The sequence below is a fragment of the Bacillus sp. SJS genome (assembly GCF_000732485.2).
GTDB classification, from domain to species: Bacteria; Bacillota; Bacilli; order Bacillales; family Bacillaceae; genus Metabacillus_B; species Metabacillus_B sediminis.
Genome location: NZ_JAQV02000016.1, coordinates 1 through 13,664, shown reverse-complemented (window position 1 = coordinate 13,664; position 13,664 = coordinate 1). Strand labels below are relative to the sequence as shown.

The following is a 13,664-nucleotide window of genomic DNA, read 5'->3' as shown; positions in this document are numbered from 1 at the left end:
CTAAACTATACCACTGGAAGGGACAGCAGAAACGTTTAAAGTTTTTTTACATGTGCTCTTGTGGGTTCACTTGTTTCAGGATTAACCGTCACTTCAACGAGCAGCACAAGAGGATGGCGGTTTTTCACCGCTGCTTCCACCCGGTAAAAATCCTTCGCCTCGTGACCGGACGTTTTTCGGCCTGTATAGGAAAATGTACGAATAGCCGCATCAGGAAAACTCCCCTGAACAGCTTGAAGGGCATATTCGCCTTCTTCCTTCAGCAATTCTTCTTTATGGAAATAAACTCCGGCAGAGTCTATACAAAATACAGCAAATAAGATAAAAGCCAATGCTTTCAGCCAAAATCGGGATTTCAACAAAATCTCCTCCGTAAAAGGATTTTATCTTATTTTGTCCCGAACGAAACAAATTAATCTTATCCTGTGCAGTAACTCCCAATCCCGTTTTTAGCGGAAGCCAAGTTTTCCCCAGAGGAATTCTCACGAGTGTGCGCACATTAAGAAGGACTCCTAATGAAGGAGGAAAATCATTTGAATACCGTTGATTATGATAAAGCTTTATATTACACGCACCGTTCCCAGTGGGACAATTTGCTGATCTTAATGGTGCGGACCCACGATGATTTTCTTTCTAAAAAAATTGAACATTTTTTGCATGCTTATAATTTTGAGCATGACTACACCATGATCGAACAGAATCTTTACACATTGCTTCGATATATCGATCATGCCGCACATCCGGAAATCCAGGAACATGCTGTTCCTTTAACATAGATAAGTACAAAAAAGGAAGGCAGTCCGCTCGGACTTTGCCTTCCTTTCTGTTTTTACAGCTTTCTGATTTGCTTTGAAATTTCCAAATAAAGAGCCAGTTCATCCATTAGCTCATTTACCAGCCCAGCAGGTTCTGCATGTAAAGCCTTCGCTTCCATATCAAAGCAATGCGGATCCAAAACGAGCTGCTTGGCAATCGTATTGGCGTAGAGCGCCCGCATGATGGTTCTCATTTGATTCAGTGTATTAATTCCGCCTTTTCCTCCTCCGGCTACAGATACTAAAGCAACCGGCTTCTGGGCAAAATAACCGCTATTCAGAAAATCGAGAGCATTCTTTAGAGCACCTGAGATTCCCCCGTGGTATTCAGGCGACAGCAGCACAAATCCATCTGCTTTTTCAGCTGCCTCTTTCAGCTTTTTTACTTGAGAATCGGCTGGCTGACTTTCTTCTCCAGTAAAAAGCGGCAGAGCAAACTGGGACAGATCAATTAGATCCGTTTTGTGGTTTTCTGCAATGCATTTTGCCGCAATAGCTGAACGGCCGTGTTTTCTCGGTCCGCCGCTTAGTACTAATACATTCATCTGTCATCCTCCTAGGCCAATCCTTCTCTTACTGCAAGCAGCGCCGCCTGTGTGCGATCCGAAACCTGCAGCTTCGGAAGGAGATTGGAAACATGTGATTTAACTGTTTTTTCGGTGATAAACAGGGATGCAGCAATCTCTTTGTTGCTTTTTCCCTTTGCAATTTCTTTTAACACGTCAAGCTCTCTTGCAGTCAATTCAGTCAGAGGATTTTTCTCTTTTTTTCCATTCGAAAGATGGGCGAGTACATGATTCGTTACTTTTGGATGCAGCTTATTCTCCCCGTTTAGAATTGCACGGATGCTTTGAGCAAGCTCTCCCGGCTCCACATCCTTGAGCTGATACCCTGATGCACCCGCCTCAATTGCAGGTATGACATGATCCTGATCCGCATAGCTCGTCAAAATCAAAATTTTCATCTTCGGAAAATCAGCCTTAATGGCTTTTGTCGCCTGGACTCCATCCATCTCCGGCATACTGAGATCCATCAGAATAATATCCGGCTTCAGCTCTCCGGCCAGATGCAGAGCCTCTGCCCCATTCGAGGCCTCTCCGGCAATTTCCATATCCTTTTGCATGCTCAGAAAAAAGCCAAGCCCCCTCCGCACAACCGGATGGTCGTCTGCAAGAAGAATTCGAATCATGGCATTTCAGCTCCCTTTAATGGAATCGTTACTTGTATAGTGGTCCCTGCCCCTGGCTTGCTACGGATGAAAAATGTTCCGTTCAGCTGCTCGGCTCTTCGTTTCATTCCCTGCAAACCGAGGGAAGGAAGATCAGAGGATGACTTCGGGCAATGAAATCCGCGCCCTTTATCTTTAATCACAAGCTGTACCTTATCTTTGGATCTGGAAAAAGTTAATGACCCGCTAAACCCCTGCATGTTTTCTGATATTGTTCAGCGCTTCCTGGCCGATTCTCCAGAGCACCACCTCTATTTTAGGCGAAAGATTATGGACGCCTTCTACCGCACAATGAACTGTAAGTCCAAGCATATCAGCATATTGCTTAAGCGCACAGGTTAATCCCCGCTCCAATCCTGAAGGTCTTAGCTGCCAAATAAGCGATTTCATTTCAGACAAGGCTTCCTGAGACAAATCCTGCACATAGGTAAGCATTTCTTTAAGCTTCGGCTCCCCAGTCATCTCCTTCATTCCGCCCGCTGTAAGGGAAATCGAAAAGAGCAGCTGATTGACCGAGTCATGAAGATCCTGGGCAAGTCGATTTCGCTCCGCAATGAGGGCAAGCTTCTGTTCATTCTCAGCAAGCTGGATCCGCTTAATCGCCGACCCAATCTGGAGTGCAACCGATTCTAACAAAGCAAGCTCCTCATCAGAAAAATGCTTCTTCCCCGGTGCTGCAATATTAAGCAGGCCAAACCTCTCTCCCCCTGCACTTAACGGGACAGTTGCATGGTGAGTCACGCCCTCGGTATCACCATAATTATATTCAATCGCTTCTTCAATTCTCTGACAGCTTAAAATATTCGCAGCCTGCGTCAAACGGCCGTTTCGAAAACGATCCATACACCAGCAGCTCGCACCGCACATTGGTTTCTTTTCCTCGAACATAAGAGCTTTTGGCAATGAATAATCAGCAGCTAGCGAATGATTTCCTTGATCATCAACAAGGAAAATCCAGCCCGTCTTCATATCAGCCAATAAAACGAGCTCCTTTAATACATCAGGAAGAAGAATGGCAAGTTCATTGCCCTCATTCAGCTTCTCCGCAATTGTTTTTAGTGTTTTTAATTCATTTATCCGTCTTTCATCCTGGTTCATGCCGTTTCGCTCCTTCTTATTCGTTAGTATATCAGGAATAAGCCGAATATTCTTACATGGAAAGGAGGAATTTTGTCTCGGACTTTAGTTGTAGGGTAGGGGATGGGGGACACTGGTCAAGTGATTTGGAGTGTTTGCCTGGCATTCTTTCCTGGCTTTCCTGGTTTCGGAGCGTTTGCCTGGCATTCTTCCCTGGCTTTCCTGGATTTCAGACGTTTGCCTGGCATTCTTCCCTGGCATTCCCGGATTTCGGACGTTTGCCTGGCATTCTTCCCTGGCATTCCTGGATTTTGGACGTTTGCCTGGCATTCTTCCCTGGCATTCCTGGATTTCAGACGTTTGCCTGGCATTCTTCCCTGGCTGGTTGTGAACCAAATTACTGGTATTACTGTTTTTAGGAATATCTATCAACGACCACATCACACAACAACAAAAACCCCGCCATCCCAGTTAGCGGGGTTCTAACGTGAAATCACTTCGCCTGATGGCTGCAAATCCATACAGTCTGAGCGTTTTCACTTGCAGCCATGTACCGAAGTGATTTCCTGATGCAATAAGGACTCCATAGGCTACGGTTTTAAATCCATTTTTTCCGGTGTGACCCATTTGGTTTTGCAGATGACTTTATGTCCGATCCATGCTCCGATAAAAATAGGGAGGCCGATATAGGTGACGAGTATTCCATGCCAGTCGATTGGTCCGCTTGTAAAGGCTTGATAGTTTTGGCCCAGGATAATGAATAGGCAAAGCAGGCCAGCCAGAATGGGTCCAAGGGGATACCATTTTGCTCTATAAGGAAGATCCTCAAGAAGGTTCCCTTGAGCAAGATACCCTTTTCTGAACCGGTAATGGCTGATTGCTATTCCCATCCAGGCGATAAAACCTGTGAGTCCGGAGGCGTTCAGCAGCCAGAGGAAGACGGTTCCTTCGCTGTAGATGGAGCTTAGGAAGGCGAGCATTCCTACGAATGCCGTTAGCAGCAGAGCGAAAATCGGTACGCCGTTTTTGTTTACTTTTTTCAATATCGATGGGGCTTTATTTTCCTTTGCCATTACGTACAGCATCCGGGTTGCTGCGTATAGACCGGAGTTTCCAGCTGACAGGACAGATGTCAGGATGACTGCATTCATTACAGCCGCGGCAAATGCGATGCCGGCTTTTTCGAAAACGAGTGTGAACGGGCTCATGGCGACGTTGCTTAGATCTCCTACCATCAGGCGCTCGTCCGTGAAGGGAATGATCATCGCAATGACAAAGATCGCGAGCATATAAAAGAGAAGGATTCTCCAGAAAATTTGTTTGATTGCGATTGGGATGTTCTTTTTCGGATTATCACTTTCTCCTGCAACGATGCCAACGATTTCGGTTCCCTGAAAGGAGAATCCGGCAATCATCAGGATTCCCAGGATGGCAAGCGGTCCGCCGTGAAAGGGCGCATCCCCCGCGGTGAAGCCGCTCAGTCCTGAGGTTTGTCCTGAAAGAATGCCGGTAATCATCAGCAGTCCCGTTATGATAAACACGATGATGGCTGCCACTTTAATCATGGAAAACCAGTAGTCGGCTTCCCCGTATTTTTTCACCGGCATCAGATTCAATCCTACAATCAAAAGCAGAAACAGGGCGTTCCACAGGAGCGAGGAAGAATCCGGCAGCCAGTACCTCATCAAGATGGCTGCGGCCGATGTTTCAACGGCAAGTGTGATGGCCCAGCTGAACCAATAGTTCCAGCCCAATGCAAATCCCAGGGCTGGATCTGCAAATTTTGAAGCATACGTACTGAAAGAGCCCGTTACCGGCATATAGGCAGCCATTTCGCCAAGGCTTGTCATAAGCAGGTACACCATGATTCCGATAATGGAGTAGGCAAGTAGGGCACCGCCTGGCCCGGCAGAATAAATGGAGGTACCGCTCGCTAGAAAAAGTCCTGTTCCAATACTTCCGCCAATTGAGATCATCGTTAAATGCCTTGCTTGAAGTCCTCGCTGCAAATCATGGACTGCCTGTTTTTTTGGCATCGGCAGCACGGCCGGCCTGTTTTTCACCACTGCTTGTTTCATCCATGTTCATCCCTTTCCGTTTTAGTAACGAATGATGAAACACATGGAAACTAGCTCGTGTCCCCTGACATGGTACACTCTCCTATCCTTTAGCTGCGTCGGTTGGATTCGCAACAACGAGAACATCATAATTTCTCGTTTCTTTCAGCAGATTTTGGACGACCCGCCCTTTCCATAGCTCTTCCACCCTTGATCTGGATGTGTGTCCGACTATGAGCTGGGTCGCTTTTTTATCAATCAGATGGATGACGATATTCTGGACAATTTCCCCTGATTCTTTTGTTTCCCGCAGCAAAAAGACTCCACCAAGACGCTCGGTCAGCATCCTGGCCTTTTTCAAAAGGGCTTCCTCTTCCATTGAAAGAGGTGCCGGACCTTTTACAAACATCACATACCATTTCGCTTTAAGCCGGTAGGAAATGCGGAAGCCTCTGCGAATCAGCCTTTCGCTTTCGGGATGGAGATTGATGCAGACGAAAATCGTTTCCTGCTTTCTCCACGGCCCCCGCATCGTTTGGCTTCGCTCTAATGATTCAAGCCTTTCATCTACGTCATCTGCTACTTCCCTTAGCGCAAGTTCTCTCAGCGCAATCAGGTTGCCGGTTTTGAAAAAGTTCTGAAGCGATTGCTCGACTTTTTCCCGGGCGTATATGTTTCCTTCCCTCATCCGCTGCCTGAGGGCTTTTGGAGAGATATCAATCAGTTCAATTTCATCCGCAGCGGTTAAGACCCGATCCGGAATCGTTTCACGTACTCTTACCCCTGTTATTTGCTCAACACTGTCATTCAGAGATTCCAGGTGCTGAATGTTCACGGTGGAAATAACCGAAATTCCCGCTTCAAGAATTTCTTCAACATCCTCGTACCGTTTTAAATACTTGCTGAACGGGACATTTGTATGGGCGAGTTCATCGACAAGGACAACTTCAGGATTCCGCTTAATAATCGCAGCTGTATCCATTTCCTCTAAGACGACATTTTTGTAGGGAATCTGTTTTCTCGGTATAAGCTCAAGGTCCCCTACCTGCTCCTCGGTTTCCTTGCGTCCATGGGTTTCAAGAAGACCGATGGCAATGTCGATTCCTTCTTTTTTCAGCTCATTCGCTTCTCTCAGCATCGTGTATGTTTTACCGACACCCGGTGCGGCACCGATATAAATTTTCAGTGTTCCCCGCCGGATTCTACTGATTTCATCGGCCATTTCATCTGCCGAGAGCCGCTTAAAAGGATTAACAGGAAGCTCGGACTGTTTAGCGGGCAGGAGCCGCTCTCCCTCAGCTTCGGTCCTGTCCGGGACAAGGAAAATATCGATATTCCGAGTATGGCGAAGAATCTTATTCACAACCGATCCCTGAATTCGCTCCTCCCATACACTCTTTTTTGAATGGCCCATTACAATCCGGGTGATGTTTTTCCTCGTTGCATAGGAAACGATGGCGGAAGGCGCATCTTCATTTAAAAGCGGCAGCTCCTCGAATTTCCCTTCCAATTTCTCTGTCAGTTTTTTCATCGATCGTTTAAATGCCGCCTGCTCGGAGGTGATCGACCGGTTGTGCGGGATAAAGCAAACGACGTTCAGGGTTCCTCCGAGCCGCTTGGCTATCTGGTGCCCTCTTCTGATTAAGATTGAGCCGTTCCAGTGATATTGCGCTGTGACGAGGATTCGCTCCGAGGCACCGGAGGCTCCGATCAGCCCTTGTTTTTCCCGGTATTCCTCAAGATCCTCTCCCACTTCTCCTGCCAAAAAACGAAGAGCAAGCTCACGCAAAGCGGTCAGGCTCCCCTGACTGAACAGTTCCCCGTACAGACCTTCCGGACATCCTTCCTGAAGCCTTTTCAAAATGGCTTCAGGCGGAACATCGAGAAGCTTGACTTCGTCTGCCCTGGTTAAAGTGTCCTCTGGAAGGCATTCCTCAATTTTCACTTTAATTCCCGTAAGCTTTTCGGCTACCTGCCTGGCACCGCTCAGTTCATAAATATTTAAGGTGGTGATGACACTGATTCCGTGCTCAAGGAGCTTGAGTACATCGTCCAGCCTGCTTGGATTTTCTGCTCCGGGGCGGTTTCTTTTTGCCAGATTATCGACGAGTACAACCTCAGGGTTCCGTTCAATCAAACGCTCCAGATCCAAGTCATAGCGAATGCTGTCTCCGCGGCGCCATTGGATGGGAAGAACCGTTTCAAGCGTTCCGATTTTTTCTTCTGTTTTCGGGCGGTTTTCCCCTCTGCCGATGACACCGATCACGACGTCCAGCCCTTTTTTCTTTAAAGAATGGCCTTCAAGCAGCATATGATACGTTTTTCCCGCACCGCTTACCGCTCCTAATATGATTTTCAGACGGCCGCGATGGAGTTTGGAAATGGAGTCCAGAAGCTCCTCAGGTGATTTTCGTCTAAATTGATCGGCCATCGCTTCCGCCCCCTAACTCGTTACTTTTTCTGACCAAGCTCCATGTTCAGTTCCAGCACATTGACTCTCGGCTCGCCGAACAGCCCAAACTGGCGGCCTTCTGTATGTTTTTTAATCAAGTCTTTCAGCTCGTTTTCATCCAAATTGCGAAGCTTGGAGATTCTCGGAATCTGAATTTCTGCTGCCATCTGTGAAATGTGCGGGTCCAGTCCGGAGCCTGAGTTGGTCAGCAGGTCTGCCGGAATATCGCTTTTCTTTACATCCGGATTCGCCTTTAGAAAGGCTGCGATATCTTTTTTCGTACGCTCAATCATATCGGCATTTGATGGTGCATAGTTCCCTGATCCGGAACCTGCTGCATTGTTTTCTATAGAAGAAACACGTCCTGTAAAGTAGGAAGGATCTTTAAACGTCTGTCCGATCAGCTCAGAGCCAATCACCTTTCCATCTTTCTCAATCAGACTTCCATCCGCTTTCGCCGGCATGACGGCTTGTGCAATTCCTGTCATCAGCAGCGGATAGCCAATGCCGCAGATGACAAGAAGGACTAGGGCAATTCGTAAGTTTTTAAACATGATTTTCACCTTTTTCTCTCGATTTAAAATACAGATAGAATCATATCAATGATTTTAATTCCAACGAACGGAGCGACGACACCGCCGAATCCATAAATAAACAGGTTGCGGTTTAATAGCTTCGTAGCGCTCATCGGAATGTATTTGACGCCTTTCATTGCAAGCGGTATGAGCAGCGGAATAATGATTGCATTAAAGATTAGAGCAGAAAGAATCGCGCTTTGCGGTGAATCAAGCTGCATGATGTTCAGCGCCTGCATTTGTGGAATCGCAAGCATAAACATGGCAGGGATAATGGCAAAGTATTTTGCAATGTCATTGGCGATACTGAAAGTTGTCAGCGCTCCGCGGGTCATGAGCAATTGTTTGCCGATGGCCACAACTTCAATGATTTTCGTTGGATCCGAATCAAGGTCCACCATATTGGCTGCTTCTTTTGCGGCGATGGTTCCGCTGTTCATGGCAAGACCCACGTCTGCTTGAGCAAGTGCAGGGGCGTCATTCGTTCCATCCCCGGTCATTGCGACCAATTTTCCTTCCGCTTGTTCTTTTTTAATGACGGCAATTTTATCTTCAGGCTTTGCTTCTGCAATGAAGTCATCCACTCCTGCTTCGCGCGCAATTGTAGCGGCTGTAAGCGGGTTATCCCCTGTACACATGACGGTTTTGATTCCCATTTTGCGTAGCTCATCAAACCGTTCTCTCATCCCTGGTTTCACGGTATCTTTTAAGTAAATTAAGCCCAAAATGCGATTTCCGTCTGCGACTGCAAGCGGAGTTCCGCCCTCTGTTGCGATCATCGTGGTTTGGTCATCAAGATCGGATGGAATTGTTCCGCCTTGATCTTTCACATATTCCTTTATGGCATCAACGGCCCCTTTTCTTACCTTTCTTCCTGTAGCGAAATCCGTTCCGCTCATCCGGGTCTCCGCTTTAAACTCGACTCCTTCAGAGCCATCCCGTTTTTCTTCCGCCGCTCCCTGCTTTCTCGCAAGCTCGATCACAGAGCGGCCTTCCGGTGTTTCATCGAAAAGAGAGGTTTCCATCGCTACTCTGTTCAGTTCTGTTTTGCTTGTTCCTCCAACGGCCACAAAGTCAGCAGCCATCCGGTTTCCATGTGTAATCGTTCCGGTTTTATCGAGGATAATGGTGTTGATGTCCCCAGCAGCTTCTACTGCTTTCCCAGACATCGCAATGACATTAAACTGCGTTACCCGGTCCATTCCAGCAATCCCAATCGCTGAAAGCAAGCCGCCGATGGTCGTTGGAATGAGGCAGACGAGCAAGGCAATCAAGGTCGCAATCGGAACGGCTGCATCCACATAAGATGAGATTGGAAGCAGTGTGGCACAAACAATCAGGAAAATCAGGGTCAAGCTGACAAGCAATGTATTCAATGCAATTTCATTCGGTGTTTTTTGGCGTTTTGCCCCTTCGACAAGCCCGATCATCCGGTCAAGGAATGATTCACCCGGATCTGTAGTAATTTTTATCTTAATAGCGTCACTGATGACTTTTGTTCCGCCCGTTACAGAGCTGAAATCGCCGCCTGACTCTTTAATAACAGGAGCAGATTCTCCGGTAATGGCTGATTCATCAATTGCCGATACCCCTTCAATAATTTCTCCGTCACTTGGAATCAGCTCGTTCGCTTCAACTAGGACAATGTCGCCTTTCCGCAAATCTGTGGAGCTGACCGACTTGTAAGAGCCATCCTTTTGAAGAAGCTTTGCTTTCGTGTCCTGTTTCGTTTTTTTCAGCGAATCGGCTTGAGCCTTTCCCCGTCCTTCCGCTAACGCTTCAGCAAAATTAGCGAAAAGAATGGTAATGAACAGGATGATGCTGACAATACCGTTATAGCCGGCGCCTTCCCCAGGACCGAACAGGCTGGGAGCCAGTGTCAGGATGAGCGTGACGATAAAACCGATTTCCACCACGAACATAACAGGATTTTTCGCCATCGTCATTGGATTTAATTTTTTAAAGGCATCAATTGAAGCCTGTTTGACAATATCATTTGTCATCGTCGCTTTCCGCTTCGTATTCATGATCTTGCTCCTTCTCTTCTCTTTGTATTAGTTCGCAATCGTCAGCCATTCTGCAATCGGTCCTAGTGCAAGCACTGGGAAGAATGTAAGGGCTCCAACAACAATTACGGTGAATATAAGAATCGTCATAAACGTCATATTATCGGTTTTAAATGTTCCAAGCGTTTCCGGCACCGGCTTCTTGCTAAGTAGTGATCCGGCGGCGGCAAGCATGGCAATAATGGACAAGTAGCGTCCTAGCAGCATCACTATCCCTGTGGAGATATTCCAGAACGGTGTGTTATCGCCAAGGCCCTCAAATCCAGATCCATTGTTCGCAGCGGCTGAAGTAAATTCATACACGACCTGTGAAATTCCGTGGAATCCTGGATTGGAAATCGCTGATGAGCCCATTTCGGTAGCGAGAGCGATCGCTGATGGAACAAGAGTGATCAGCGGATGAACAAGAATCGTAATCGCAATCAGCTTCATTTCTTTTGCTTCAATTTTTCTGCCGAGGAATTCAGGCGTTCGTCCGACCATCAGGCCAGCGAGGAAAACACCGAGAATCGCATACATCAGAATATTGATCGTACCGACACCGTCACCGCCGAAGATGTTGTTCAGCATCATCAATCCGAGAGGAACCATTCCGCCAAGCGGAGTCAGCGTATCGTGCATATTGTTGACTGTTCCTGTAGTTGCCGCTGTTGTTACCGTGGTAAACAGGGCACTTTGGGCAATTCCAAATCGGACCTCTTTCCCTTCCATGCTTCCGTTTTCCTGGGAAAGGCCGATGTTTGCAAGCGCTGGGTTTCCGTTACTTTCAGCAAAATAGGCGGCAGCCAGGAAGGCTAGGAAAATGATGCCCATTGAGCTGAACAGGATCCACCCCTGCTTGCGGCTTTTCGCCATATGTCCAAAGGCAAATGGCAAAGATGCCGGAATGAGGAACATCGAAAGAATTTCTAAAACGTTTGTAAATGGATTCGGGTTTTCAAATGGATGGGCAGAGTTGACTCCAAAAAATCCTCCGCCGTTTGTTCCTAAATGCTTAATCGATTCTAGTGCCGCAACAGGACCGCGGGCAATTTGCTGCTGGGCGCCTTCAAGTGTTTCGGCATTTACTGTACCGCTTAGCGTTTGCGGAACACCCTGGCTGACTAAAACAAGACCAACTACTATTGAAAGCGGAATCAGGATCCGGGTATGGGCACGAACCAAGTCTACATAAAAGTTCCCCATGCTCTTTTGCCCTGTCAGGCCTCTAAAGAATGCGATACAGATGGCAAGCCCTGTAGCAGGAGTCGTAAACATTAAATACATAATAACCATCATCTGTGACAGGTAGGATAATCCTGACTCGCCGCTGTAGTGCTGAAGGTTCGTATTCGTTAAAAAGCTTGAAATGGTATTAAAGGATAAAAACGGGTCCATCGCTGCAATTCCGCTCGGGTTTCCCGGCAGAACGTGCTGCAGTCTAACAACGAGATAGGTGATGGCAAACATTGCAATGTTTGAAAGCAAAGCGGCAATCGCATATTGCTTCCAAGTCATCGATGAAAGCTTTATTCCAGATAACTTATATATGATTTTCTCAAAGCCGAACACCCGGTCCAGCTTCGTCTCTTCCAGCGAAAAGGCGCGTGCAATATATTTCCCCATCGGAATAGCCAGCAGCACAACAAGCAGCAGGACAATTCCCATTTGAACAAAATCCATGTTTTTCTCCTCCGGCATTCGAATTAATATTTTTCAGGATGAATAAGGGCATCAATTAAATATGCTGACAAACCAAGTACGAGGATTAATAAAAAGATCATATCCGCCACTCCTATTCTTTTATTACTTTTTCACAGAATACGATAAATCCGTAAAACAGACCGAAGCAGATAACGGCGATCCCTATCGCTGCAATGTCCATACGCGACCTCCCAAATTGAGTTCGGTGAATGAAAAGCAGGAAGGCGGCTGCCTCCGCTGTTTGCCCTCCTGACCGATCCCTCCCAAGGATGGAGCAATCCTGAAAACCAAAAATAGACCAATGCTTACTCCTTCCCCGGACAAATCTTAAGTAAGCTCAGGCACCTGTTTTACAGGGCAAGCCAAGATTTGTTTATTCGGAGAAAAAGCACTCATTGGTCTACGTTACGTCCAGCAAGCCAGAAGCTTCCTTTACGTCCAGTCCCCCAGACTTTTTCACTTATCCATTCACATGTTCAGTTTGTAAGCAAAATAAAAAGACCAGCGGAATGAATGGTTTTTTGCAGAGTTTGTTAAAAAACTCCATAAAAAAACACCCTTTTAAGGCGGTCATGGACCTCCTTCGCTTTAGCCGACGAAGTTAGCTGACGGGTAGGATGGCGAAAGAGTTTCTCATCCTTTCTGCTGCTGCAGAATTAACCCCAAAAAATTGGTTCCTCCGTTCCCTGTGTACCAGGGACTAAGCCGTCTTTAATTGTTTCTTACGAGATTTATTTTAATCCTGCCGCTCTATAAAGTAAATACCCTTTTAACCTCTAAATTTAAGCATATTTACTCATATTCACTCTTAATCTGCCATTTTATTATTCTGAGTTCACTTTTTCACATTATTTCTCCTCTTTTCTCCTGTTGACAAACTTTTTCCCCATGATTAAGATTAGCTGGAAATAAATCGGGTTAATGGAGGACATCGGTTTGCCTTATACAACGAAAAAGAAGCTGGAAGCAGACGTAAGCGAAGCATTAATTAAATTTCAGCGCGAGCTGATCGGCCGAGGACCTCAGGAAGCCAAAACGTATATTATGAGAGACATGGTCATTACCAGATTCAAAGGTGTCCTGACAGTTGAGGAAAAGCACCTTGTGGAACGGGACGACGGACGAAAGCTCGTAAAGCATATGAGACAGCTGCTCAGAGAAATGTACAGTGCAAAATACGAAGAAATCATTGAAGGCCTGACAGGCTGCAAAGTACTGTCCAGCCATAGCGATATCAGCACGAAAACCGGTGAACGCATTGAGATGTTCATTATGGACCAGGATTTGGAGAGACTGATGGAAGCTGCGTGTCCTTCGCAGGGGGAATAATTGGATGTGGCTCGGGGGACGGTGGGATGGCGGTGGGATGGTTGGCGGTGGGATGACCGCGGGATGACCGTGGGATGGCGGGGCCTGTCCCACTAGCGATGCACCACTTGAAAATTATGGATAATAAACAGAAAGATCCTTTACAGAACGCAAAAAAGCTCCTAATGTAGAAGGGACCATACTTGTTCCCAACTCTACGAAAAGGAGCTCAACTGTGAGTAAAAGTATAGGTCAATTATCGCTTATTTGTCAATGCCTCTCCCTCTTACCAATGGAGGATTTTGAGTGTCCTCTTTTGGATTACGACAAGGATAAACTTTCAACCAGTGCGCTCATGAAAATCATGGTCTGTGCCCAACTAGACCAGTGGAATTCATACTCT

At 46.7% G+C, this 13,664-nt stretch carries 12 protein-coding genes, 1 pseudogene and 1 riboswitch; of the genes and pseudogenes, 2 read left to right on the top strand and 11 right to left on the bottom strand.

The features are described 5' to 3' along the window. Nucleotides 1–35 precede the first annotated feature (35 nt). A complete protein-coding gene (locus AS29_RS09135; protein WP_035405428.1) occupies nt 36–359 on the bottom strand; it encodes a DUF3889 domain-containing protein in 324 nt (107 codons plus the stop codon). A 174-nt stretch (nt 360–533) separates the two neighbouring features. Between AS29_RS09135 and AS29_RS09130 the strand changes: the two genes are divergently transcribed. Beyond that, nucleotides 534–776: a YhdB family protein gene (locus tag AS29_RS09130; RefSeq protein ID WP_035405685.1), complete on the top strand. Its 243-nt coding sequence runs from the start codon at nt 534–536 to the stop codon at nt 774–776. A gap of 53 nt (nt 777–829) precedes the next feature. Here the strand turns inward: AS29_RS09130 and AS29_RS09125 are convergent, their stop codons facing one another. The 10 genes and pseudogenes from AS29_RS09125 to AS29_RS22045 form a co-directional block, all read right to left on the bottom strand. Next, nucleotides 830–1,360, bottom strand: a complete 531-nt coding sequence (locus tag AS29_RS09125; RefSeq protein ID WP_035405425.1) for an NADPH-dependent FMN reductase — start codon at nt 1,358–1,360, stop codon at nt 830–832. Between the two features lie 11 nt (nt 1,361–1,371). Further along, complete coding sequence (locus AS29_RS09120) at nt 1,372–2,004, bottom strand: response regulator (RefSeq protein ID WP_035405423.1); 633 nt, start codon at nt 2,002–2,004, stop codon at nt 1,372–1,374. Then, nucleotides 2,001–3,141, bottom strand: a pseudogene (locus AS29_RS09115) (GAF domain-containing sensor histidine kinase). The gene AS29_RS09120 and the pseudogene AS29_RS09115 overlap by 4 nt, the downstream one beginning before the upstream one ends. A 116-nt stretch (nt 3,142–3,257) precedes the next feature. After that, nucleotides 3,258–3,491: a hypothetical protein gene (locus AS29_RS09110; protein ID WP_035405421.1), complete on the bottom strand. Its 234-nt coding sequence runs from the start codon at nt 3,489–3,491 to the stop codon at nt 3,258–3,260. A gap of 219 nt (nt 3,492–3,710) precedes the next feature. Continuing rightward, nucleotides 3,711–5,156, bottom strand: a complete 1,446-nt coding sequence (locus AS29_RS09105) for an amino acid permease (protein ID WP_035405683.1) — start codon at nt 5,154–5,156, stop codon at nt 3,711–3,713. Between the two features lie 124 nt (nt 5,157–5,280). Beyond that, the gene (locus AS29_RS09100) at nt 5,281–7,608 is read right to left on the bottom strand and encodes a universal stress protein (RefSeq protein ID WP_035405419.1); all 2,328 of its coding nucleotides are present in this window, start codon (nt 7,606–7,608) and stop codon (nt 5,281–5,283) included. Nucleotides 7,609–7,628: 20 nt separating this feature from the next. Then, nucleotides 7,629–8,183: a potassium-transporting ATPase subunit KdpC gene (gene kdpC / locus AS29_RS09095; RefSeq protein ID WP_197491596.1), complete on the bottom strand. Its 555-nt coding sequence runs from the start codon at nt 8,181–8,183 to the stop codon at nt 7,629–7,631. Between the two features lie 23 nt (nt 8,184–8,206). Continuing rightward, nucleotides 8,207–10,231, bottom strand: coding sequence for a potassium-transporting ATPase subunit KdpB (kdpB, locus tag AS29_RS09090; protein WP_035405417.1), 2,025 nt, complete (start codon nt 10,229–10,231; stop codon nt 8,207–8,209). A 27-nt stretch (nt 10,232–10,258) separates the two neighbouring features. Continuing rightward, nucleotides 10,259–11,932 carry a potassium-transporting ATPase subunit KdpA gene (kdpA, locus tag AS29_RS09085; RefSeq protein ID WP_035405416.1) on the bottom strand — a complete coding sequence of 558 codons (1,674 nt, stop codon included), beginning with the start codon at nt 11,930–11,932 and terminating at the stop codon, nt 10,259–10,261. A gap of 23 nt (nt 11,933–11,955) precedes the next feature. After that, nucleotides 11,956–12,033, bottom strand: coding sequence for a potassium-transporting ATPase subunit F (locus tag AS29_RS22045; RefSeq protein ID WP_123920017.1), 78 nt, complete (start codon nt 12,031–12,033; stop codon nt 11,956–11,958). 495 nt (nt 12,034–12,528) lie between these two features. Then, nucleotides 12,529–12,670: riboswitch (cyclic di-AMP (ydaO/yuaA leader) on the bottom strand. A gap of 219 nt (nt 12,671–12,889) precedes the next feature. Between AS29_RS22045 and AS29_RS09080 the strand changes: the two genes are divergently transcribed. Continuing rightward, entirely contained in the window at nt 12,890–13,282 is a 393-nt protein-coding gene (locus AS29_RS09080) for a DUF2294 domain-containing protein (RefSeq protein WP_156505913.1), read from the top strand. Nucleotides 13,283–13,664: the final 382 nt, after the last annotated feature.